Source organism: Sporomusa acidovorans (assembly GCF_900101845.1).
Taxonomy (GTDB): Bacteria; Bacillota; Negativicutes; order Sporomusales; family Sporomusaceae; genus Sporomusa; species Sporomusa acidovorans.
Genome location: NZ_FNAM01000001.1, coordinates 70,340 through 92,623, shown reverse-complemented (window position 1 = coordinate 92,623; position 22,284 = coordinate 70,340). Strand labels below are relative to the sequence as shown.

The 22,284-nt window shown below is 40.0% G+C and carries 24 protein-coding genes, 1 tRNA gene and 1 riboswitch; of the genes, 3 read left to right on the top strand and 22 right to left on the bottom strand.

Going from position 1 to position 22,284, the window contains the following annotated elements; all coding sequences use genetic code 11:
* Window positions 1-87: 87 nt before the first annotated feature.
* The 7 genes from BLR65_RS00540 to BLR65_RS00500 all read right to left on the bottom strand — a co-directional run bounded on the left by BLR65_RS00540 (window position 88) and on the right by BLR65_RS00500 (window position 5,832).
* Window positions 88-507, bottom strand: coding sequence for a DUF1259 domain-containing protein (locus BLR65_RS00540; RefSeq protein ID WP_093791392.1), 420 nt, complete (start codon window positions 505-507; stop codon window positions 88-90).
* 163 nt (window positions 508-670) lie between these two features.
* Window positions 671-877 carry a DNA-directed RNA polymerase subunit omega gene (rpoZ, locus tag BLR65_RS00535; protein ID WP_093791390.1) on the bottom strand — a complete coding sequence of 69 codons (207 nt, stop codon included), beginning with the start codon at window positions 875-877 and terminating at the stop codon, window positions 671-673.
* A gap of 125 nt (window positions 878-1,002) precedes the next feature.
* Complete coding sequence (gene nrdD, locus BLR65_RS00530) at window positions 1,003-1,275, bottom strand: anaerobic ribonucleoside-triphosphate reductase (protein WP_093791388.1); 273 nt, start codon at window positions 1,273-1,275, stop codon at window positions 1,003-1,005.
* A 1,724-nt stretch (window positions 1,276-2,999) separates the two neighbouring features.
* Window positions 3,000-3,086: riboswitch (cyclic di-GMP riboswitch) on the bottom strand.
* Window positions 3,087-3,583: 497 nt separating this feature from the next.
* On the bottom strand, window positions 3,584-3,766 hold the full coding sequence (locus tag BLR65_RS00515) for a hypothetical protein (RefSeq protein WP_093791382.1): 183 nt from the start codon (window positions 3,764-3,766) through the stop codon (window positions 3,584-3,586).
* Window positions 3,767-4,008: 242 nt separating this feature from the next.
* On the bottom strand, window positions 4,009-4,245 hold the full coding sequence (locus BLR65_RS00510; protein WP_093791380.1) for a hypothetical protein: 237 nt from the start codon (window positions 4,243-4,245) through the stop codon (window positions 4,009-4,011).
* 629 nt (window positions 4,246-4,874) lie between these two features.
* A complete protein-coding gene (locus tag BLR65_RS00505; protein ID WP_093791377.1) occupies window positions 4,875-5,090 on the bottom strand; it encodes a hypothetical protein in 216 nt (71 codons plus the stop codon).
* Window positions 5,091-5,535: 445 nt separating this feature from the next.
* Window positions 5,536-5,832, bottom strand: a complete 297-nt coding sequence (locus BLR65_RS00500) for a LysM peptidoglycan-binding domain-containing protein (protein ID WP_093791375.1) — start codon at window positions 5,830-5,832, stop codon at window positions 5,536-5,538.
* 672 nt (window positions 5,833-6,504) lie between these two features.
* Between BLR65_RS00500 and BLR65_RS00490 the strand changes: the two genes are divergently transcribed.
* The 3 genes from BLR65_RS00490 to BLR65_RS00485 all read left to right on the top strand — a co-directional run bounded on the left by BLR65_RS00490 (window position 6,505) and on the right by BLR65_RS00485 (window position 8,180).
* Window positions 6,505-6,915, top strand: coding sequence for a DUF6173 family protein (locus BLR65_RS00490; protein ID WP_093791369.1), 411 nt, complete (start codon window positions 6,505-6,507; stop codon window positions 6,913-6,915).
* Between the two features lie 29 nt (window positions 6,916-6,944).
* Entirely contained in the window at window positions 6,945-7,091 is a 147-nt protein-coding gene (locus BLR65_RS29360) for a hypothetical protein (protein WP_169716862.1), read from the top strand.
* Window positions 7,092-7,739: 648 nt separating this feature from the next.
* On the top strand, window positions 7,740-8,180 hold the full coding sequence (locus BLR65_RS00485) for a GrlR family regulatory protein (RefSeq protein WP_093791367.1): 441 nt from the start codon (window positions 7,740-7,742) through the stop codon (window positions 8,178-8,180).
* Here the strand turns inward: BLR65_RS00485 and BLR65_RS28860 are convergent.
* The 15 genes from BLR65_RS28860 to plsY form a co-directional block, all read right to left on the bottom strand.
* Window positions 8,177-8,353 carry a hydrogenase maturation nickel metallochaperone HypA gene (locus BLR65_RS28860; RefSeq protein ID WP_143122458.1) on the bottom strand — a complete coding sequence of 59 codons (177 nt, stop codon included), beginning with the start codon at window positions 8,351-8,353 and terminating at the stop codon, window positions 8,177-8,179. The genes BLR65_RS00485 and BLR65_RS28860 overlap by 4 nt on opposite strands.
* A gap of 165 nt (window positions 8,354-8,518) precedes the next feature.
* Window positions 8,519-8,595, bottom strand: a tRNA-Pro gene (locus BLR65_RS00480).
* A 110-nt stretch (window positions 8,596-8,705) separates the two neighbouring features.
* Complete coding sequence (locus BLR65_RS00475; protein ID WP_093791365.1) at window positions 8,706-10,526, bottom strand: cobalamin B12-binding domain-containing protein; 1,821 nt, start codon at window positions 10,524-10,526, stop codon at window positions 8,706-8,708.
* 12 nt (window positions 10,527-10,538) lie between these two features.
* Window positions 10,539-10,775 carry a hypothetical protein gene (locus BLR65_RS00470; RefSeq protein ID WP_093791363.1) on the bottom strand — a complete coding sequence of 79 codons (237 nt, stop codon included), beginning with the start codon at window positions 10,773-10,775 and terminating at the stop codon, window positions 10,539-10,541.
* Between the two features lie 96 nt (window positions 10,776-10,871).
* Window positions 10,872-12,251, bottom strand: coding sequence for a hypothetical protein (locus BLR65_RS00465; protein ID WP_093791361.1), 1,380 nt, complete (start codon window positions 12,249-12,251; stop codon window positions 10,872-10,874).
* A gap of 12 nt (window positions 12,252-12,263) precedes the next feature.
* Window positions 12,264-13,544: an FAD-dependent oxidoreductase gene (locus BLR65_RS00460; protein WP_093791359.1), complete on the bottom strand. Its 1,281-nt coding sequence runs from the start codon at window positions 13,542-13,544 to the stop codon at window positions 12,264-12,266.
* A 23-nt stretch (window positions 13,545-13,567) separates the two neighbouring features.
* Window positions 13,568-15,037 carry a PLP-dependent aminotransferase family protein gene (locus BLR65_RS00455; RefSeq protein WP_093791357.1) on the bottom strand — a complete coding sequence of 490 codons (1,470 nt, stop codon included), beginning with the start codon at window positions 15,035-15,037 and terminating at the stop codon, window positions 13,568-13,570.
* A gap of 68 nt (window positions 15,038-15,105) precedes the next feature.
* Complete coding sequence (locus BLR65_RS00450; protein ID WP_093791355.1) at window positions 15,106-15,564, bottom strand: RidA family protein; 459 nt, start codon at window positions 15,562-15,564, stop codon at window positions 15,106-15,108.
* Between the two features lie 28 nt (window positions 15,565-15,592).
* Window positions 15,593-16,015: a DUF6917 domain-containing protein gene (locus BLR65_RS00445; protein WP_093791353.1), complete on the bottom strand. Its 423-nt coding sequence runs from the start codon at window positions 16,013-16,015 to the stop codon at window positions 15,593-15,595.
* A gap of 145 nt (window positions 16,016-16,160) precedes the next feature.
* Complete coding sequence (gene thrB, locus BLR65_RS00440) at window positions 16,161-17,069, bottom strand: homoserine kinase (RefSeq protein WP_093791351.1); 909 nt, start codon at window positions 17,067-17,069, stop codon at window positions 16,161-16,163.
* 20 nt (window positions 17,070-17,089) lie between these two features.
* A complete protein-coding gene (locus BLR65_RS00435; protein WP_093791349.1) occupies window positions 17,090-18,382 on the bottom strand; it encodes a homoserine dehydrogenase in 1,293 nt (430 codons plus the stop codon).
* 10 nt (window positions 18,383-18,392) lie between these two features.
* Window positions 18,393-18,842 carry an ACT domain-containing protein gene (locus BLR65_RS00430; protein ID WP_093791347.1) on the bottom strand — a complete coding sequence of 150 codons (450 nt, stop codon included), beginning with the start codon at window positions 18,840-18,842 and terminating at the stop codon, window positions 18,393-18,395.
* 152 nt (window positions 18,843-18,994) lie between these two features.
* The gene (gene spoIVA, locus BLR65_RS00425; RefSeq protein WP_093791345.1) at window positions 18,995-20,473 is read right to left on the bottom strand and encodes a stage IV sporulation protein A; all 1,479 of its coding nucleotides are present in this window, start codon (window positions 20,471-20,473) and stop codon (window positions 18,995-18,997) included.
* A gap of 144 nt (window positions 20,474-20,617) precedes the next feature.
* Complete coding sequence (locus tag BLR65_RS00420) at window positions 20,618-21,646, bottom strand: NAD(P)H-dependent glycerol-3-phosphate dehydrogenase (RefSeq protein ID WP_093791343.1); 1,029 nt, start codon at window positions 21,644-21,646, stop codon at window positions 20,618-20,620.
* A 10-nt stretch (window positions 21,647-21,656) separates the two neighbouring features.
* Window positions 21,657-22,277: a glycerol-3-phosphate 1-O-acyltransferase PlsY gene (gene plsY / locus BLR65_RS00415; protein ID WP_093791341.1), complete on the bottom strand. Its 621-nt coding sequence runs from the start codon at window positions 22,275-22,277 to the stop codon at window positions 21,657-21,659.
* Window positions 22,278-22,284 lie beyond the last annotated feature (7 nt).

Sequence of the window (22,284 nt, the reverse complement as noted above, 5' to 3'; positions counted from 1 at the left end):
GGCAATAAGGGAAAAAATCCTGCAGAAATAAATAAATTTTTTAATTTAAATATTTTTCAGCGCAATTTTCAAATTTATGTCAAATATTTATTCCAAAGTATTTTCTGTTATTCTAAAATTGAGAATTTCAAATGCTTCTGCAACATTACGTGCAAACGATAAAGGATTATCTATCACTTCAAAATGAATATACATAAGACGCAATCTTTCAAAAAGCCAATGATTGTGTAATGCCGTAATAATTATGCCATTATCTCTTAAAACGTCTATAAAGGGGTTAACTTCTCTTGGCAATATTACAGTTTCGCCCAGATTTAATGTCCTCCCCTGGTCGTCGGGAGACTCATAAGAGAACATTGCCGCTAATGTTAGCGGTGATGTTGATGTTCTGCCTAAAATAGTTACAGCAATATCTCGCATTCTTGAAACAACACAGGAACTTTCACTGGACATAATAATGGTACTACCCAAAATTCTGGCAAATTCCTGACAGGTATTATTGGGCATTCAAAATACCTCCTATCACAATTATGGAATGATCTCTATACCATCTTATGTATACCTAAGGCATATTGTTCGTATTATTTAAGCTGTTTTCAGGCATGCCCTATTTTTCTTGGCGCACATTTTGATAAATAAAAAACCGTATCGGCTTGATACGGTTTTTTATTTATTTAATTCCATCCTTGGTTCTCTGATATTTTATTTTTCCTTGAACGATTTCTTCTAGTGCAATACTGACCGGTTTGGCCGATTTGGTTTCTACTAATATTTCACTACCCTCAATGATTTCCCGGGCTCGTTTTGCAGCTAAAACAGCTAAAGTATACTTACAGTCCACTTTTTGCAGCAAGTCTTCCAATATTGGATGATTCATTTTCATTCCCCTTTTCATTACGTTTTTATTTTTATTGCCAATTTCACCACCTATTAAAATAAAAATAACCGGCCTCTTAGCAACGGCTTGTCAATTAACTAAATATTTACTTTAGCTAAATATTTTTATACATGCACAACTCTTGCATTTAATTCTGCTACTTTTGCATCATTGAACCTATCAACAGTTGATAAATATCCTGTTATTCTCCGAGTCCGCGTAATTGGTGAGCGTTCTGTAGTTTTGACAACAACTTCTTGACCGTCAATAGTCAATTCTATTTTAGCAATTTTTTTACCTTTTTTCCCCCAGAGTTTTTGTTCTTCGGCTACGATATCTTGTAATTGAGATTCTACTATGCCCTCTTCAGCAATCACCTTTATTCCGTTAATTAACATATTATCCCTCCCTATAAAAATCATAGCACTTATAGCAATTGTTATAAAGGAAGATGACATGTCCAAAAAGAACTAAATGTCACTACATTTCTATCTAAATTCATAAGCGGGGGTTGTTTAATTTGACAATAGTCTTTATACACTAAATTTAAGGTTGACAAAATAAATGTGAAAAATAGCTAAACATTCATCTCATCAAAAAAACCTTCTTTCGCATTCTAGAGAAGAAGGTTTCTTGGTATACAAACTGATAGAGCTAAAAATGCAGAAAGCAAATCGAGTTCATCTGCCCAATGTTTTAAATGCTGACATTTATTAGCACCTCACTCTAAATAGCACTCTTTTTAGCTTTTTAGACACTCTTTAAAAAGTACTAAAGGGAATATTTTGACATATATCTTTCTAAAGCTTGATATATTGAGATTTCTTCACCGTTTATTTGCCTGGGATATGGCTTAGCGTGATTAGAAGTCCTCCCTTTAGTCGGAGTATATTGACATTTCTTTTTTAGTATAGTGCATTGACTTATCTGTGTTTTCATAAATTTTCCTCCCGACTTATTATATATTTCTTTTTTTTTCGACAAAATCCTTTAAATTTAATAAAAACTACAACAAGAGATTTTACTTGCGCTTCATTAAATATAGCAATTAATTAGTTGACAATATAACAAAAAACCCCCTGGCGCATGCCAGGAGATAAAGTAATCCATTCTACAAGTTACAACTAATCGATTGCAGTTTGCCAGAAGTTATTCAGATTTTAAAGTGCTAGCTGGTTCTTTATGAGCAGCAGCTTTTTTTTCAGCAATTCTCCTAAGTTGCTTCTTCTTATTCTTAGGGCTTTTATCTCCCATTGCAAACATCTCCTTTTGTATTTATTATAGCACTTTTTGCTGAATAGTTTATTTTAGTAACAGTGCCCGTCTGCTTATATCTAAGCAAAAAGAAAGTTAAGAACCTATGTAATTTGCAGTTTACCCTAATATCTTCCGAATCGACCCAGTTTCTTTTTTTTTCAAAATAATTGATATAAATACCGTCAAACTATAAATTGTTTTAGGAAAATAAATTAATTCGTTTGATGATACTGATGTGATAAATTCCAGTTAAGATGACTGCAACTAACCCGTAATTAACGAGCATAAACTTCTTCCCGCTTCCTCTTTCATGACGTTTTCCCTATGCAGCCGTCCTCCATCGTGCCGTCACTGACGTAATGAGCCTGATAATCATGCCAATCATGGTTATGTACCTATATGAAAATGCGCAACTGTTACAGCAAATTAACCGAAATACATGATACCGGCCGTAGTATAAATAATCAGCTTTTTGACCAAACTGTTCATAACTGGAAAGCTGCACCGCTAAAAAATACTGAAGCACTGCCAAAAATATGTTTCTCACTACAATATAAATTAATTGTTATTCTGTATCAGGCTCCTATTTCAGCCGATTCACCTCGATAGCATATGATAAACCTTACCAGGGAGCCAACCGATGTTATGTAATACATAGGATAATACCAAATGCTCTTGCCTCCGAGCCCTACATCCATGAGCAGCTATGACTAAGCCGCACTGTTTGCATCTTGTAAAATATCTTTTTTCTTTAACTCCGGCCGGTGTCACATCCACATTTTCAAAAAATTTACTTCCGCAGGAACATCTATTCAGAGCCATTTCATTCACCTTCTTTTCTAAAATAAAATAGCCAGATTGCTTTTTATGCAACCTGGCTATCATAGATGATTACATCTTTAGACCCATGGCTTTGCGTCCCTTCCTTTCGGAAGGTTTGCCAATTTAATTTTTTAATAATGATACTATTATACATCAGTCTCCAAAATCCTGCTAATATGTAAAAATTCTGCCAATTCCATTTCGATTTTTTTGTTACAGCAGAACTCCTGGTATATAACGTAAATAAAGAGATTAACGGAAAAGTATATACATACAATAATGGATTTGTTAAAATAATAGTACAAACATATTAAAGGGGGAATTTCAAATGAGACCTTCTTTTCTTAATACCATTGGAAAATCCCTAGATACGTTATGTATTCTATATCGTGTCGCTCCAGTAATTCTAGGAATTTGCTTTTTTATAGCAGCATTGATTTGTTATATAGTAATTTTTTCTGTATAGTGAGATGTAATTCCAACCTGGTAACTACAAGACAACCTGCCTGTACGGCAGGTTTATTTTTGTTATGTTCGTAATTTACTAAGCAACGGTTCGTTACTTGATTTTATAAGCTTCTTAGCAGCAACACTATTTACTATTATTTTTGCGGACGGATTAACCGGCTATTTTATTTTGATACGTTTGCTTAAAGTTGCTTCCATTCGTTTAACCGCTGATTTGGCGATATTCCGTTTAGAGTACGTCATCGTACCTCTGCATTTTGCCATATAGGCACTACCTTCAGGCGTTATTGGCACAATTTCAAATCCTGCCCTACCAACATCAATGATAGCAAAATGAGACAAACCAGATGCCTCCTTATCTAACAATAATTTGTAATATCATATTCATCTCAATGCTAGAAGTGAAGACCATCTTAGTTACTATCGTAGGAAATAACTTACACTTGCGGCTTGCCCTTTTGTCCGCAATAACTGCTCTGTAATTTCGTTTTTGCTCATTAAGCAAATAAGAAAAAACTTACTGAAAAATAAAAAGAGCCCTAGGGCTCTTTTTGGTTATCATAACATGGCTAAGCTGTTTGCTATTACTCCCAATTAAATTCCAAAGTAACAAGTAACTCGCCTTCTTCAGCCTTTATGCTAAAATAAGAACAATAAGAAAGTGCCTTTCGTAAGGTCCGAAGCTGCTTAGGAGAATCCCCTATAATTTCAGGCACTCGAACGGTTACCAGTGCTTTTTTATTAAAGTTCTCTATAACACTTACATTATTCGAAATCAGTTTTATAGCAGTTAAAATACGGATAAAATTCGTTCTTCTCATAGAGAATCCTCCTTAGCTTACTTTATGTTAATTATATCATAAACATTTTATAAATGTATTAATTTAACGGTTTCTTTATTTTCAATATAAGTAAAACTAAAAATGCTAATAATTTACTAGATTATTATATTCCTTCATTTTATTTCTAAACATTAAAATTGCACGCTTTGCTTCAGGTGAATTAACACCTTTGCTTCTTATAGTTTTTCGCATTTTTTCCTGTAAATACTCGATGTCTTTCCATAACTCTTTTTGATTACACATAGTCAACACCAGCTTTCTTTAAGTGCTATGTATATTATAATACAGAACAATTGTTTGGTAAATAGAACAGATCCACCTAGCAATTGCCTGTTTCTGGACAAAAAAAGAGAGCCCAATAAAGGGGCTAAAAATAAATATATTTGAATTTTTTTAATTTCGTTAATAATTTTTTCTCATCTATATATTCCGTATTAAAGAAGTTTACAAGCACAGGCGGGTATGTATTGACAACGCTCCCCCACTGGCGTCTGACTTCCGCTTTTGCCAACACACCACCCGCCTGTAAAATTCTTTAGCACGTTGTATATATTTGGGCAATTTTCAAGATATGCAATAAACCTTATAATCATAAATTCTTCGTAACATTATAGTATCTTTCGATAAAAGTCGTTTTCCTCCATTTCAGTACAAAATTCAATAGTTGCGCCATTAAATTCGGGATTCCTACTACCAGATGTTACAGAAAATTCATTACGTATTTCGGCAAAGGTTTTATGCGACATTTTTATTAACGTAAGTGGTTTATTGTTCCGGGTTTTATATTCGTGCATTAATTTTAGAACTTCTTCAATTTGTTTCATAATAAATACACCTTCTGAAATTTTATCGTTTACTTTTCCCAAGTAGCTCTTAATATAGTATTTTAGCACGTAAAAAAATTTATAGCTATGAGATATTATTCCTATTTATAACAGCAGAATTTCTAAAAAAATTTTATAACTGCCCAACGAACACTGAATCACTTGATAAATCAATGACTCGTTTAACCTAGTATACAATTTTAGCTTCATTCGGGACCTATACATATCTTTAACAGTAATGCGGCAATCTTATTAATTGGATTCTAAATTTTTTCATAATAATGAGCGATTGTAACTCACGCAATATTATAGTTTCACCTTATTTTTCAAGCCTTATACGTTCTATTGACAGGTTCCTTTAGCCATGTTTAATATCATGTCTTCTAGAATATGCATAGGCAACGATTACTGCTATTGCAATTTCAGGCTGCGCGCTTTTTCACCGTCAGTCCTCTTCCCAGTAATTTATTTGCAGATGATCTCCGGCATAAATCGTGCCGTATGGATACCTGTCCTTAAAAACTTTGTCATAATTCAATTCAATGATTCCTTCACGAAATTCACGAATGTCACGACGAACACTAGATTTTGCAATAAACTTGCTGGCTATCTCATCTAAGGTATCACCGGATTTTACAATATAAAACTCACTGACTAAGTGTCCCTTAGGCGGTTCCGAATTACCATAACTTGCTATGGCTAATAAAATCATTAAACCCATTACAGCCACTTTCTTAATCATCGAATCTCCTCCTAATCACTGCTTGTACTTCATTGTATGATTAGAAGTCATGATTAATGCAGATCCAATCGCTTTGATTTTTCATACAGTTGTTGCCCTCCCCTATCTGTATTTGGCTCAGGCAGCGTAACATTTACCTTTTTTACAAATCATTACAAGGAAATTTTTGGATTCCATCGAAGTATCACCTAAAAGGAGGTGATACTATTGGACATGCTATTTACTAAATCATCTAACGACTGTGATATGATTAAAATATGCGAAAAAATCCATACTGGGACAGTTTATAAGCTGTGTTACAAAGGTGGTGACTCGCTCAACAGATGCAAAATTGCTGATAGAACAATGATTTTGGCATTATCAAAAATCATTGACAAACTTGAGAATAAGTAGTTCTTGGGGCTTTTCGATACTAGGTAACTTAAAAATCAACAATTTTCCAGTTCAATTGTTTTCGCAATTGAACTGTTTTTTTCTTACGGTTGACACATTAGCTGTTATTTAACCCTGCTTTATAATATTCTATATAAGTATACGTTTTATTTCCTGGAAATATTTTACATTAAACAATTTATTATCCGCAGCTTGTGCGGCACTCCTTCGTTATAACTTTTCACCTCCTTATTACATAAACCGTATAATAAACTAACAGACACATAAGGTGGTGAAACTATGGATTTTAATTTGACAACGACGACACCCCCAACATTATCACGAACGCCTTTAGCAAAAGAGGCAATGAAAAAATTATATGAGCCTTATACTGCAAAGAATATATTCAGTCAACTTGTTCAAAGAATTAAATTATTTGACATGTCACTTGATCATGAGCACGAAGTTGGTATGCAATTAGTTAGCTTTGGACAATCAATTCAATTCAGCGTTTTGCGCTTAGGGTATATGGACCCCAGTATTATTTGGTTTGAAGGTATATTGCCTGATGGTTCTACTGTTCAGTTGTTACAACATGTAAATCAGATCAGTTTTTTGATGGTTGCTGTTAAAAGACAAAATCCTGAAAAGCCGAAAGCTCCAATTGGATTTTGTCGCCCTGATCAACAAAACGAGCAAGAATTTGATTGATTAGAACCTATGCAGAGGGAGGCTCAAAGATGGATAATCAACAAATTGCCACATTAACCACACAGATCATTGCGGCAGCTGTAACTAACACGCAGCTATCACTTAACGCAACAGCAATTGTAAATCTTTATCAGCAGGTATTTAATATTATTAAACAAATGGATCAAACGACTTAACGAAATTTTTAGCCGCCTATATTGTGAGATCGTTTAGTTTATATCTATGAATTACAAAGCGACGAAGAATATTCAGAGAACCGTAATGCAGATTACTACAAACAGTAAAGCCGTAAATAAATCCAAAGCCAGGTTAATGAATAGTCTGGGGCCCAGAGTAATAGACAAAACCCGCTTCAGTGCCGAGAGGCTTAGGAGCGGGTTTTGTCTATATACTCTGAACTCCGGTTTAGGCAGTTATTTTAATTGGAGCTAAACACTAAAAATCACAATACAAAGGGAAATAAAAGTAGGCTTCTGGGATTTACCCCAGAAGCTTGAAATATCTTTGTCCCTGTATTAAATGAAAATAAGGAGAGTTTAACGTCTATTTCCTCCCTGGTTATTTACAACTAATTAATAATTTTGATTAACATATAAGAACAGTTATTTGATTTGCCATCATAATCGCACCTGCCAGCCGGATATTTTTCTAAAAATTAAGTTATCGCCTTTTACCGTTTTTATCATACCATCTGGTAAAAGGAAAATAATTTCTAAAACACAAAATAATATTGGAAGTCCATGTGGAAAATTCCGTTAATTTGCAGGAATTAATAATTATTCTAAGAACTCTATAAAACAAGACTAAAGAAAGAAGGAATTCCTATGACTAAATCACTTTGGTCCATCAAATTCGAATCAGACATGAAGGATTTTGGTTCAAGGGTCGTTATGCTTGACGGCGATCAGGTTGTTGGTGGCGATATGGGATATTATTATCTCGGTAAATGTACAATATCAGGAAGTTCAGCCAGCGCTGTTATTACCATTACCAAACATAATCGTGCCATAACTTCAGTATTCGGCGACATAAATTCATTCAAACTCACTTTAACCGGCAATGTTAATGGTGATCAAATATCATTATCGGGTAACGTCGAAGGTTTCCCGCAAATGAAACTGACCGCCACAATGAAAAAAATTGTAAACCTAGCTTACACGCTCAGCGGTTCACCGTCTACTCAAACCAATTCTCAAAATAATAGAGCAAAAGCTTACATTGACTCGCTAATTTGCGAATTCGATAAGACTTCAGGAGAATATTAAAAATTTTTCCATGAGCTATCCTCATCACTTGGGAAGTAGTCCATATAATAGACATTAGTACTGCCGCATTTAGGACAACATTCTAAATATCCACCGTCGCCTATTGGTTTCAATATTGCTCCCTCGGTATTAAATACTTTTCCACATTTCATACATTTTGCAACTTTCCCCATTTTTGTCTCCTCCTACCCGGCTACTGCTAGATTCTTTCTTTTTCCAAACTATTTCATAGCCCAGCACGTTAGCAATTCTGAGCACCCGCCAAGATGGAAAGGACCACGGTATATAAAGCAAAAATCTGCAGGTTTCTAAAACCTGCAGATTTACTAGCTTTTTACTGGTCGGAGCGACACGACTTGAACGTGCGGCCTCTACCACCCCAAGGTAGCGCTCTACCAAACTGAGCTACGCCCCGATCTTATCTTTAACCAGCAGACTCTAATACCCTTGCCTAACTGACAACGTTTATTGTACCCAATTTAGCTAGAGATGTCAACACTTATTACTAATATTTTTATGGAAACTTCACTTTTTTTGCTTAACCGTATCCTTGCCGATTCGTCCCGGATATGCCCCTTCTTCTCTACTGCCTAAAATACCTTTATGAATAGCAGCAACAAAATCACCTTCGGCAATGACTTTGTCAAGTACATCATCGATACCGTTAACAATTTGCTCAGCATAAAGGTGTGCTTTTTCTGTAGGCGTAATATTAGCGTGGCCGAAGAAACGGAATCCATCCTGAACTGCCCGAAGGGTATCAATTTTAGCAGGTACAGAAATGGGTCCGCCGGAGTAGGCTTCATCAGTAGAAGCTATTGAAATAGCATCTACGCCTAGTGACATGGCAAGACATGCATGTAGGGTGGTTGTCATAGCTGATTGGACGCGGTCTTCGGTATGTGTCAGAAACCCGATAGGTGCACCCGGCCAGACCGGCGCATTAATGATTTTTCTAAGTGCATAAATTTTGGCGGCATTAAAGTTAACATAGTTATCATCCATGAGATCATTGATCATAACTTCAGGTGAATAAGCGAACAAGGGTTGTAAAATGGGCTTTGCACCAAGTTTTATAGCCAAATCAGTCACAATTAACATGCCTGCAAAAGCTTTATGAGCAGGCACACCTGCCAACTCTTCATTGGTAACGATGTCAAAGGGTAGATTATATTTTTGGGCATACTGAATGGAATGATAACCATCTACCGTCATACGTTCGGGGTCAGTACCGGCGCCAAGCGAGCCATAACAGATATTAATCTTAGTTAAGTCGGCGCCAATTTTACCTGCCATTACTACAGTTTCTGGAGTATTTAAGCCACGATGGGCACGAATTTGCCACAGCGTTGAATTTTCCAAGGCCAGCCAAATTCGATTAAGATTGGCAGGAGTTATTACTGTACCATCTTCCTGATGCGTCAAAAAGCCATCAAGAAACCCTTCGGTTCTAGCTCCCCATGATGGATCGAAGTGAACGACTCCATCGGCACCCCAGGCCTCGCTAGCCAGAATATGGGCAATATCCATAAAGGGACAGCCTGTACCATATTGATTAAATACCAAAGGTTTTTGCCTGGTATGCTGTAACTTAAGAACAGACATACGAGCTTTAGTTTCTTCAAGGTATTTTTCGAGGCCAATGACTTCATCTTTGGTAAAGCGTCTGGTTTTGGGATGTAACTCACCTGTTTTATAAAATTTTTGCGGTAATTCACTACAAAAGCCGGAATAATATTTATCAAGATCGCCATTGCCAAGACGGTCACGCCAACGTTCAACATCCCAGTATTCATCACGGATGCGACCGCGTTCAACGCCAGGGGAAGTTTTATTTTTAACCCATTCTATTATTATGTCTGATATTTTGCTAAGTTTGCTGCCAATTACAGCTGACCCATAATGATAATCATAACTTGCTGTCATATCTTTTTTGATTTTCTTGGTACGTATTAGGTCCGGTTTATATTCACGATCCTCTACAAAACAGATAACCTCTTCTACAGTAGTTCCTGGTCCAAACCCCGCATCAAAACCAAGCTCTGCTGCCAATTCAGGGCGAATGGCCATCCCGCCAATACCAATTTTGACACGTTCTCTTATGCCGACGGCATCAGTAAGATCAATAAAACGTGCCAGCAGTTCCCCTACCCCGTAGCCAAGCGTACGGCTAAGAAGCAATATTTCAACCTCATGATCATGAAGAATTTTTTGAATTATTTCTTCAACAGGTAGATCTGGCTGCAATAATATAGCTTGATGTCCTGCTTGCTCTAATCCTCGAGCTATCATTTTTAAGCCGATGTCATGTACTGGATCGATAGGCGCCAAAAGTACTTTTTTCATGGTTCTATGCCTCTATTTCCGTTCAGAATCAGGAAGAATCCAACTATATCTGTCTGCCGGACGATATATATAGGCCCTTCCTCTCACGCGAATTCCCGGTCCCATATGTTGAGCAAACACTACGTCAATATCAGATAATCCCCATTGTCTAAGCAGTTCCAGCATTAAACTGCGCCCTTGCTGCTCATTATCACAAACGAAAAAAGTTTCGACATCAAGTGCATCCATAACTTGCTCTAATGGCCGCATAAACTTTTTACCTCCTATCCCCAGATAGCATAAAAGATGATATCTCCGTATCACCTTCTTTGCTGCCGCCTGGTTATCCCGTGTTATTATTATTCTTTACATGAGGAGTATTGCCACGATCGTAGTAGCGGCAAATCCTAACACAACAGGAATAAAATTTCGACGGGCAAGATCAATTGGGTTGACACCGGTAATCGCGGCAACTGGAATCAATCCCCAAGGGATAATAGTGCCACCGCCTGTCCATACACCAGCTATTTGCCCAAGTGCCGCCAGGGTAGCTGTGTCAAAACCGGCTTTACCAAAGGTGGCGGCAACACTGCCAACCAGTGGTAAAGGCGAAAAACCCGAACCGTCCAGGCCGACAACAATTCCTGTTGCCAAACTGACTAAAGCAACGAATACTTTGTTGAGCGGTACAGTCTGGGATAATGCCACACCAAAATCTTCGAGAAAGCCTGTCGCTGCTTTATCACTTAAAATACTCTGGGCCAATTCTCCTTTGCCAAGAAAGAAGAATCCGCCAATAATAACAACAGGAGCAAAAATTTTTATGCCAAACATAAAGCCGTCCCGAATAAAATCAGTAATTTTTTCTAGACCTTCCCACCCATACTTGAGTATGGTACCTACCGCCAGTATGAGTACCGCTGTACCGCCTAACAAGGCTGTAGCATCGCCGCCCCGGAGTTGCAGAACCCACATAGCGGCTACATCAAGAGCAAAAGCCAACGGGGTAACTACGGCCAGGAAATACGATACACCGGTCAATTCTCTTTTGATTTCTTTGCCTATTATGGTCTCACGTTCGGCAGCAATACGTTCAGGATTGCTGCGAATATCCTTCTTTATAATAATATAGGCTGCAATTGTGGCAACAAGCCCCATTGTCAGTGCTAGTGGTATGCTTGCCTGGATAACTGGAGAAGGGTCGGCAAATCCGGCAGCTTTAGCAGTAATTGTGGGGGCACCTTGGATAATATAATCTGTTGAAAGCGCAATACCGTGGCCAAATAAATTCATGCTCATAGCAGCACCAATCGCGGGAAGTCCTGCTCGTACTGCTACCGGAAACATAATTGCACCGATTAGCGCGGTAGCCGGTGACGGCCAAAAGAACCAGGAAGCCACCATCATCGCAATGCCAATTACCCAGAAAGCAATATCGGCATTAATCATCAGGCGTGCCGCAGGACTCATAACCAGGTAGTCGGCTCCTGTCTCACTCAATAGTTTCGATAAGGATACAATAAGAGAGATAATAACAATTATCCCCCAAAACTCATTTCCCGCAACAATGAGCGCATTATATACGCTGGTAATACCGCCAAGAAAGCTATTTTTGAAAAGCCAGCTTACTGTTAGCAGGCCTAAGAGACAAGGGATCAGCGGATCTTTACGGAATCCCATGACGATGATAACCACAGCGACCCAAAAGAGAAACAGCCAATGTGCTGTTGTCAAAGTTACCGACATCTTGCTACCTCCTTAGACTGGGCGAGAAAATACGCCAGTTAAGCCAGCTTTTTCCACACGGTCTTTAATAGCCTGTACATCTGTGGTATACAGACCTTTTTCTTGCATACGTTTGAAATACTGAGCTCCGGAAAAGGTATATTTAAGTTTTAACCCTTCTTCTGTTTGCATCTGTTCCCTAACATGGGCAATTGCATCACCAATGGCTAATGCTTCGGGCAATACCAGCATTTCTTTACCAAGCGTAGAACGAACGGCGTTATGACCTGCCAAAGTACCTGTAACAATAGCCTCGGTATGTCCTACAAGAAGACCGGCTTTTTCACCGCCGCAAAATAGGTTATCAACCCCCTGGACTTTAAGGGCGTTATCACGCGGTGATAGCGCGGTAAAACGCATGGAGTTACCCACACCGCCAGCATAGGGATCTTCATAGCGGGCATTCTCAAATCCCGGTATTTTACGCAACTTATCTAAAGGATAGAATGGCGACATAAGTTTAGCATGCCCCGTATCAAGTAGTATTATATTGTCGGCAAATTCTTTCAGGGCGTATTGCTGACAGGCTTTTATCGATAAAGATTCAGCCTTCTTAAGCTCTTCGGGAATAGGAATAACGGCTACGCCTTTGCTGTTGAGTTCTGTGACAATAGCTTTACTTAATGATTCTTTGTGGAGTTTACAAGAACCGCTCATTGCTCCTAAGCTGCCGTCTGCCTTTTTGCCAATCATCTCCTGAACACCCGCACGCGCAGCAATACTTATTCTCGGACCAAACGAGGGACAGCGGATAATGCACATGACGCAACCATTGCCGTATTTACTGCATTGGCCTTGAGGACCGGCAGTACCGGTGGCCTCAATAAATACGTCGCCATATACCTCATCGTCTTGATCAGTAATAACTGATTTAATCTTCTGCCCCTCCATGGTAATATCGCGTACTCTGGCCATTAGGTTATATTGAACACTAAAGCGTTCCAGAACTTTTCTAATAGCGGGCTCAACATGAGCAACATCATAAAGGGTTACATGTTTATGACCGGGAAACTCTATATTCTTATGACGGGCGACCTGATCAACCGCTGCAAAAATATCGCCGCCGCCCATGGCAACCGCTTCTTCGGTGGCCGTAAAGCGGCCATTATTACGCATAATACCGCCGACCAATCCTGTGCCGAGAAGCATATCTGCCCGTTCAAGCAAAATAACTTCAGCCGCACCGGCTTTTTTGGCGGACACGGCTGCACTGCAGCCGGCCCATCCGCCACCGATGACAACTACTCTGGCCATGATGTTTACCTCCTGTTAATTGTTTAGGCAATACCTGCGTACTTGCACGTTATTTCAATAAGGCGTACTAGGGCTTTTATGGCATAACGGGTTACGTCCTCAAGCAGACGACCTTTATTATCGGTAGTGGCTAAACCTGTAGACACATAAATGTTTCCATCATAGGCTACAGTCGGGATTACTCCCATTTGTGCCATACCAGTCTGGAAAATATTGCTGCCGGCATACATATCCTCAATTGAGAAGATAGGAATACCAAGCTCACCATTAGACCAAGTTTTTTCATAGTTAATTTCAACAGCAGTTGAATTATAGGATTTGGAAATCAGTATGCCATCTTTGAGGTGAGCGGGGAGATTAATGTTGGCAAATTCTTCTTTAATAATATTTTCCAAAACATCGACTGGCTTAGTTAATACTTTCGGATTATCTCGCAATACCTTAAGAGCCTGAATTTGAGTCAGGAGAGCCTCTTTCCCCGGATCAAAAGCTACATATGCAGCCTTGCCATAGGATGCAGTAGTACCATAGCGGTCACCATGTACGCCCATAGCGCGGCGAATAGGCACCAAAAATTCTTCTTTACCGATAATAAGGCCACTGGTAGCGGAACCTGTAGCCTTGTCCATGCTGTAAATAATGACGTCGGCACCATTCTTTAGCGGATTGCACCCTACGAATGGAAGGCCCCAGGCATTGTCAATGACATAGGGAATATCATAGGAATGAGCCAGGTCAGCCAGATATTTTTGCAGAATTGGCGTCCCCTCTTCATCTTTTACGGCATAGCCATAACCGGGAGTTTCATAACCAAGACTGGTAATGCCTGTCAAAAACGGGGCATGAATACTGGCATGCTCAGTTAAGATATCTAACGATTCGTCAGGATCAACATCAGTCAGAAGAGGTACAGGATGGTATTTAATTCCATGAACATCATAACGGGCACCCGCCAACGGTACGATAATGGTATCAAGGTTATTTTGGCGTTTGCCGTAAAAGCCCAATTCGCCGGCAGTACTGCCACGATCGGCTAATACATCCTTATACCGGGCTGGAAAAGGACGGCCATATGACCCTTGATGATGAAGATGCTTTTCATAAGGCGCGATATAACGTGCCCGATAGTTATCACCGCGCCCCATCATCGGTGGGCTAAACAAACTGTCAAAAGTCACCCATAATCCTGCTTCGCAAGTAGTAACAGGACAGGCATCATATTCGTCACCATACACGGATTTAACTAGTTCACGAATCTCATCCACGAGCTTAGCAAGTGGAATTACTTCTTTGGCACCATGTTCACTAAATTCCATAATATCATCGCGAAGAGGAGCCGGACAGCCGGAGATAGCACCAGTCAAGCCAAACTTGCCTCTAAGCTCTTTGGGTATATTAATTTCGTCAGCGGCTTTGCGGGCGTCTGCATAGATATTGGGAATATTTTGTTGGAGAGAGCGATACATTTGAAACTTAAATTTGTGAGCTGACATGTGATTGCCTCCCTGTTAATAATTATGTATGTTTGGATAATAAACGAAAAGATGATATTTGAAAGCAATTACTTCACCTTGACAACCATTTCCACTTCGACAGCGGCGTTGAGTGGCAGTTCGGCCACACCGACTGCAGAACGTGCATGTTCACCTGTTTTGCCGAAAATCGAACCAACTAATTCCGATGCCCCATTAATTACCTTAGGCTGGTCATAAAATTCTGGGGAACTGCTGACAAAGCCAACGATTTTTACAACTTTTTCAATATTATCAAGTGATTCAATTTGCCCTTTAATAGCCGCCAAGCAATTTATGGCACAAGTTTTTGCGGCTTCGTAACCTTGTTCAACAGACAAATCTTTGCCAAGTTTCCCTTTAAATTTTAATTCACCAGCGACAAAGGGGATTTGCCCGGACGTATACACATAGTTTCCGTCTCTGACAGCTGCAACGTAGGCTGCAACCGGCTTAGGGGCATCTGGTATCGTAATACCTAGTTCTTTTACTTTTGCTTCATAACTCAAAGTTAATCCCTCCTGTAGTTATAGAGTGTTAACCAATTACAACCTCATCGGCAACCGATAAATGAAAATCTTTCCCGGATATTTTGTTCCCATTCATAACGATATTTAGGTGATTGAGCATGTGAGTTTCGTCATAACCGGCAATTTTGCCAATCCTTTTACCATCAATTTTAACTTGATCGCCCACAATTATGACACCACCTTGTACTACTTCAAAAAAGCCAATATAGGCGATACTGTTTACCTTGCTTCCTGGCTGAGTATCCTCATTGGTTATTATTAATTCATGAATTTCCGTTTGCCGTAAGGCGCGTGAAGGCGGTTTAATGAGTTCCATTCCACGGTTCTCATAGGTTCCGTCCAAAACCACTACCAGCCTGCCGATAACAGGTTGTTTGGCATAATAAGGATTAAAAGTGCCAAACATATTGCGGGCATAAGGATCGGACACACAGTTCCCCCCTTTCAAAAACGGAATTAAAATTTATAAGACTTTTATATTGTGCCAAATACTGCAATAACTATGTAAAAAGAAACCCGTTTGCATATTGTGCAAACGGGTTTCTTTTTACATTATTGGATAATATAATATTAACTTATGATAAAATGATAGCACCTTGCCGGTCAATCTGTAAAATTTGATATTTTGCTTTCACTTTGTTGACATTAAAAGCTTGAACCATAGCTTTCCCAATTTCATCAGCGTTCTCATTAGCAAAGGCCAATAGACAGGGACCGGCACCACTCAACGCTGAACCCAGTGCCCCAGCTTGACGGGCTGCCGCTAAAACCTGTGTCATGCCGGGAATAAGCGGTTCCCGATATGGTTGATGCAACTTATCTTCAAGTGCGGGCAACAATAGCTTTAACTCACCGGTACATAAGGCGCCAATTAACAGTGCCGTCCGGCTTACATTAAATACGGCATCCGGAAAAGGTACTGTTTGCGGTAAGACTTTGCGGGCTGCTCTAGTCGAAAGATTAAATTCCGGAATTACCGCCACCATTAAAAAATCTACAGGTGGCAAAAAACGCAAATATTTGACTTTGCCACATTCCATAATGCTAACAGTAATACCGCCCAAAATAGCTGGTGCAACATTATCAGGGTGACCCTCAATAGCCGTTGCCATCTCTAATAATTCCTCTTTACTGAAATGCCTGCCCGTAAGCTCATTCGCAGCCACTAATCCACCGACAATAGCGGCCGCACTACTGCCAAGCCCCCTCGCAAGCGGAATATGATTAACCATGTTAAGCTGTAAACCTTTGGCTTGATGACCGGTTTTATTTAATACCATTTTAACGGCCCTAACAACAACGTTGGATTCATCAGCAGGAATGTACCCGGCCCCTTCACCCTTAACTTTTAGGGATATACCATTTTGGTCACACAAGGTAAGCTCAAGGTCATTGTATATTGTACATGCTATACCTACTGCGTCAAATCCCGGGCCACAATTGGCAGTTGTTCCCGGTACGCGAACTTTTATAGAATTTGCCATGTTATCGCCACCTTTTGACCTTATGAAATTTGTTCGGCTTCCACCCTTATAACATTTCCAACCTTACTTACTATGGACATACCTAATAAGGTACTCATAGCCAGACGAATACTTTCGTCGGATACTCGATAGGTAATAAGAACCAGTTCAGTAGAATGCTCAACTTTTCGTTTTTGAATAACGGAATGCAAACTAACCTGCTGAGCGCCAAAGGCCCCTGCAATAGCGGCCAACACACCGGGTTTGTCTTCGACCAGCAGCCGGATGTAATAAGGTGATTCCGTCTTACTTACAGGGTAAATCGGTTTTTGATCAAAACAGGTACAGAGAATTTGGCTACTGACATTGTGGCGAATATCCCGGGCCACATCAATAATATCGGCAGCTACTGCGCTGGCCGTGGGCAATTCGCCTGCGCCACGCCCGTAAAACATAGTTTCGCCTACAGCATCGCCTTTAACAAAGATTGCATTAAATACGTCATTAACTGCGGCTAGAGGGTGATTAACGGATACAAATGCCGGATGTACGCGGACATTAATACCGTGATCATCCTGTTTGGCAACTGCCAATAATTTGATAATAAAGCCGAGTTCTTTAGCATACTCAATATCTTCAATAGAAATGTTTGTAATGCCCTCAATATAAACATCATTCACTGTTACCCGGGCGCCAAAACCGATTGATGCTAAAATAGCAATTTTGCGGGCAGCGTCAAAACCACCGACGTCTGCTGTCGGATCGGATTCTGCGTAGCCTTTCGCTTGTGCTTCCGCTAATACCTCTGCATAATCCATCCTGTCATTAGTCATTTTAGTGAGCATGTAATTGGTAGTGCCATTGACGATGCCCATGATTTCCGTTATTTTATTAGCGGCTAAACATTGCTTAAGAGGGCGGATAATGGGAATGCCACCGCCCACACTAGCCTCAAACAGAAAATCGGCATGACTTTTCTCGGCTGCTTCAAATAGTTCGCGGCCATATTTGGCAACAACATCTTTGTTGGCAGTAACAACATGCTTGCCGGCATTTAAGGCGGCAAGCATATAATCTTTGGCAGGAACTTCGCCTCCCATGACCTCTGCCACAAGCTTAATATCAGGATCACTTAGGATTTCTTCAAAGTCAGTGACCAGCTTAGCATCTGTCGTAACATTTCTAGCTTTTCCAGGATTTTTTACTAATATTTTTTTTATGGTAACCGGCGCTCCCACTTTTTGCGCAATACTATGAGCATTATTGGTTAATACTTTGACAATTCCGGTACCTACCGTACCCATTCCCAGTAAAGCAATGTTAATCGCACTCATTTTTCGCCTCCTAAGCTTGCCCTAAGACTTCCAGTCGCTTTACACCATCTATCATTCTTAATTTATCAAGCATAGCTTCCAAATCTATAGATAAATCGGCAGTTTCAATGGAAATTGTCGCATTAGCCACTCCCTGCAGCGGAATGCCTTGGTTGATGGTTAATACACTGCCATGCTCATTGGCGACGGTGTTCAGAACCCTTGATAATACGCCTGACTTATGTTCAAGCAGCAAAGCAATTGTTACAATCTTTTCTTTACTTGCTTCATAAAAAGGAAATACATAGTCCTTATATTTATAATAAGCACTACGGCTTAATTCCATTTTTTCTACTGCTTCATTGATTGTTCGTGCCTCACCACGTTTTAATAGTTCCTTAACTTTAATAGTTTTTTTGATCGCTTCGGGTAATATTTCCTCGCGAACTAGATAAAATATAGCTTTTTGTCCTGTAACCATAATTCCCCTCCTCGGTACTGCTGTTACGGATGGATATCTCTATATGGTAGACATTATATCATCAAAACACCAAACTATACAAGTTAAAATACAAAAAAATTAGTCAGTCCTGTACAGACTGACCGCTATTATTAAATAATATATTGATTTATCTAAAAAATAATGCATATTAATCCGCCACTGCCATCATTAACAATTTTTTGCAAAGTATCTTTCAATTTCATTTGTGCATTTTCCGGCATTCCTGTTAATTTATTTTGAATGCCTTCGCGAACAAGTTCATTTAACGATTTTCCAAATAAGTTTGTGCGCCAGATTTTTTCCGGTTCACCTTCAAATTCACGCATTAGGTATTGAATAAGTTCCTCACTTTGTTTTTCAGTACCAATGATAGGCGAGATTTCAGCTTGTACGTCTGTGCGGATAATATGCAGTGAAGGCGCTGAGGCTTTTAATTTTACACCAAATCGATTACCGGTACGAATAATCTCCGGTTCTTCCAATACCATTTCATCAAGCTGTGGCGGTACAATGCCATAGCCGGATTGTTCCACATCTTCGAGTGCAGCTGATATTTTGTCATATTGCCGCTTGGCCACTGCCAAGTCTTTCATAAGCCGCAACAAATGATGCTCGCCGGTGATGGTAAAGCCAGTAAGTTCTTCAAGAACACTATAAAAAAGATCTGAGCGTGCCGTCATTTCGATAACCGCTATACCGCTGCCAAGATCCATGTCATGAAGAATTACGTCGGCTACAAAGTCATAACCCGACAAATCGTCAATCGCTCGGTCAATATCCCGTAAACGGCGAATATATTGAACTACATCACTAACCGCACTCTCAAATTTTTGGCGTAACCAATAATCTTTTTCAAGTTCTTCAACCCACTTGGGTAAAGTAATATTGACTTCTTTAACCGGGAACTCATAAAGTACCTCTTGCAAAATTCCATAAATGTCGTCATGAGATAATTGAGCACAATCTACCGGAATTACCGGTACATCATATGTACCTTCTAATTTTGCAACCAACTCCCGTGTGTCTTTCGAGTTCGGCTTGCCTGTATTCAAAATAACGAGAAATGGTTTTTGTAACTCTTTAAGTTCACTAATGACCCGGTCTTCTGCCGGAATATATTTATCTCTTGGCAAATCGGTTACTGTACCGTCTGTTGTAATGACCAGGCCAATTGTTGAATGTTCTGTAATTACCTTGCGAGTGCCTACTTCAGCCGCTTCCTGGAACGGAATTTCATTCTCGAACCAGGGTGTGAGCACCATGCGAGGACCTTCTGCTTCTTCATAGCCCAACGCACCATCTACCGTGTAGCCAACACAATCGACAACCCGCACCCTGACGTTCACGTTATCTTTAACATTGATTTCAACTGCTTCATTTGGGATAAATTTAGGTTCGGTTGTCATGATGGTTTTGCCACCGGCGCTTTGCGGCAACTCATCTTTGGCACGTTCTTTATCATGGGGATTGATGATATTAGGCAGTACCATTGTCTCCATAAAACGTTTAATAAATGTTGATTTACCCGTGCGGACCGGACCGACTACACCAATATAAATATCTCCACCAGTGCGTTCGGCAATATCTCTAAACAGGTCGAATTTTTCCATCTGGCGTCTCCCTCCCTGATTACGGTAATTGTCATTATAAATATATGACAGGCCAAGCCAAATATTACAAAAATAAAAGTATGGTAACTAAAAAGTAATCTACAATACTTTATTAGCTACCATACTTTTTTATGCCAAGTTTATTTAATCCCAACTAGAATTATGAAGGGCGACTTCCTCAACTTCATGGGTGCGGCTTCTGGTCATTAATTCAAAAACAGCGTCTTTGGGAGATTTATTCTGGTAGAGAACTTGGTAAATCTGATTGGTGATCGGCATATCTATGCCTTGCTTAACCGCTAGTTGATAGGCGGCTTTTGTAGCCCGGATGCCCTCAACCACCATGGATGTTTCGGTTTGAATTTCATTGACTGATTTGCCCGAGGCTAACATAAGCCCGGCCCGCCGGTTACGGCTATGGCTGCTAGTACAGGTAGCAATTAAGTCGCCAATACCTGCTAACCCCGCAAAAGTCAAAGGGTTGGCTCCCATAGAAATACCTAAGCGGGCAATTTCAGCCAGGCCGCGTGTCATCAGTGCGGATTTAGCATTGTCGCCGAAGCCTAACCCGTCCGCAATACCGGCTCCTAAGGCGATAATATTTTTAAGTGCTCCGGCCAGTTCCACGCCAATTATGTCCGGGTTAGTATAAACGCGGAAATAGGGTTGCATAAATGCATCTTGAATATATTCTGCTACTTTGCGTGATTTGGCAGCCACAACCGTAGCGGTTGGGTAAGCTAACGCTACTTCTTCCGCATGATTGGGGCCGGATAATATAGCGATTTGGTTGGCTATTGCCGGCAACTCTTCCACAATGGTTTCAGATAATCGTTTTAAGCTTGACAGTTCCAGCCCTTTAGCCACGTTAACCAGAATCGTTTCAGGACTAACATAAGAAGATAGCTTTGCGACGGTTTGCCTTACAGCGTGTGACGGGGTTGCCAGCACAATGAGTGAAGCTCCTGCAGCAGCTTCTTTTAGATCGGGAGTAATAAGAACAGATTGAGGCAATTTACAGCCAGGCAGATAATTTGCATTTTCACGACTAACCTGGATTTGTCGGGATAATTCTGGTGAGCGTACCCATAGCCTAACTGAATGGTGCTTTTGACCTAATACAGCGGTTATGGCCGTCCCCCAGCTTCCCGCGCCAATAACGGCTATATGCATTTGTAATTAGTCACTTCTCTTTCGGAGAGCCGGTTTCAGGTTTACCGCCGGCTTTAATTTTTGCTTCTGTTCCTGCAAGCAGTCGTTCAATATTGGGTCGGTGTCTTGCAATGACAAACAAAGCAGCTAACATACCAAAATAATAAAATTCCTGTCTGGCGTTAAGTATCCACATAGTGATGGGAACGAAAGCGGCTGCGACAATAGAAGCAAGTGAAACATAACGGGTAAAATATACAATAAATGCCCAGATAATAAATACAATCAAGGTAACTTTCGGCGAAAGCATGGCAACTACGCCTAAACCGGTAGCTACGCCCCGGCCGCCTTTAAATTTCAAAAAGACTGACCAGTTATGGCCGGCAATGGCTCCAATTCCGCCTGCTACTTCAGCCAGTGCGCTACCGCCAATATATTGACCAATCAAGACTCCGACTACTCCTTTTAATGCGTCTGATAAAAATACCCAGAATGCTGGTCCGGGACCTAGTGTCCGATAGGCGTTGGTTGCGCCAATATTTTTACTGCCAAACTGCCTTAAATCAGTTTTATAGAAAGTCTGACCAATAATCAATCCATTCGGAATTGATCCAATCAAGTAGCTGGCGACAATTACCAATAAAAACTCCATTCTCCTC

What these genes read in the sequence shown, in the direction of transcription:
- plsY (WP_093791341.1), bottom strand. Translation starts at nt 22,277, where the DNA reads ATGGAGTTTTTATTGGTAATTGTCGCCAGCTACTTGATTGGATCAATT.
- BLR65_RS00455 (WP_093791357.1), bottom strand. Translation starts at nt 15,037, where the DNA reads ATGTCAGCTCACAAATTTAAGTTTCAAATGTATCGCTCTCTCCAACAA.
- BLR65_RS00465 (WP_093791361.1), bottom strand. Translation starts at nt 12,251, where the DNA reads ATGTCGGTAACTTTGACAACAGCACATTGGCTGTTTCTCTTTTGGGTC.
- rpoZ (WP_093791390.1), bottom strand. Translation starts at nt 877, where the DNA reads ATGAATCATCCAATATTGGAAGACTTGCTGCAAAAAGTGGACTGTAAG.
- BLR65_RS00540 (WP_093791392.1), bottom strand. Translation starts at nt 507, where the DNA reads ATGCCCAATAATACCTGTCAGGAATTTGCCAGAATTTTGGGTAGTACC.
- BLR65_RS00475 (WP_093791365.1), bottom strand. Translation starts at nt 10,526, where the DNA reads ATGAAAAAAGTACTTTTGGCGCCTATCGATCCAGTACATGACATCGGC.
- BLR65_RS00510 (WP_093791380.1), bottom strand. Translation starts at nt 4,245, where the DNA reads ATGAGAAGAACGAATTTTATCCGTATTTTAACTGCTATAAAACTGATT.
- BLR65_RS00505 (WP_093791377.1), bottom strand. Translation starts at nt 5,090, where the DNA reads ATGAAACAAATTGAAGAAGTTCTAAAATTAATGCACGAATATAAAACC.
- BLR65_RS00470 (WP_093791363.1), bottom strand. Translation starts at nt 10,775, where the DNA reads ATGCGGCCATTAGAGCAAGTTATGGATGCACTTGATGTCGAAACTTTT.
- BLR65_RS00500 (WP_093791375.1), bottom strand. Translation starts at nt 5,832, where the DNA reads ATGATTAAGAAAGTGGCTGTAATGGGTTTAATGATTTTATTAGCCATA.
- BLR65_RS00435 (WP_093791349.1), bottom strand. Translation starts at nt 18,382, where the DNA reads ATGAGTGCGATTAACATTGCTTTACTGGGAATGGGTACGGTAGGTACC.
- BLR65_RS28860 (WP_143122458.1), bottom strand. Translation starts at nt 8,353, where the DNA reads ATGGGGAAAGTTGCAAAATGTATGAAATGTGGAAAAGTATTTAATACC.
- BLR65_RS00490 (WP_093791369.1), top strand. Translation starts at nt 6,505, where the DNA reads ATGGATTTTAATTTGACAACGACGACACCCCCAACATTATCACGAACG.
- spoIVA (WP_093791345.1), bottom strand. Translation starts at nt 20,473, where the DNA reads ATGGAAAAATTCGACCTGTTTAGAGATATTGCCGAACGCACTGGTGGA.
- BLR65_RS00460 (WP_093791359.1), bottom strand. Translation starts at nt 13,544, where the DNA reads ATGGCCAGAGTAGTTGTCATCGGTGGCGGATGGGCCGGCTGCAGTGCA.
- BLR65_RS00420 (WP_093791343.1), bottom strand. Translation starts at nt 21,646, where the DNA reads ATGCATATAGCCGTTATTGGCGCGGGAAGCTGGGGGACGGCCATAACC.
- BLR65_RS00485 (WP_093791367.1), top strand. Translation starts at nt 7,740, where the DNA reads ATGACTAAATCACTTTGGTCCATCAAATTCGAATCAGACATGAAGGAT.
- nrdD (WP_093791388.1), bottom strand. Translation starts at nt 1,275, where the DNA reads ATGTTAATTAACGGAATAAAGGTGATTGCTGAAGAGGGCATAGTAGAA.
- BLR65_RS00430 (WP_093791347.1), bottom strand. Translation starts at nt 18,842, where the DNA reads ATGGTTACAGGACAAAAAGCTATATTTTATCTAGTTCGCGAGGAAATA.
- BLR65_RS29360 (WP_169716862.1), top strand. Translation starts at nt 6,945, where the DNA reads ATGGATAATCAACAAATTGCCACATTAACCACACAGATCATTGCGGCA.
- thrB (WP_093791351.1), bottom strand. Translation starts at nt 17,069, where the DNA reads ATGGCAAATTCTATAAAAGTTCGCGTACCGGGAACAACTGCCAATTGT.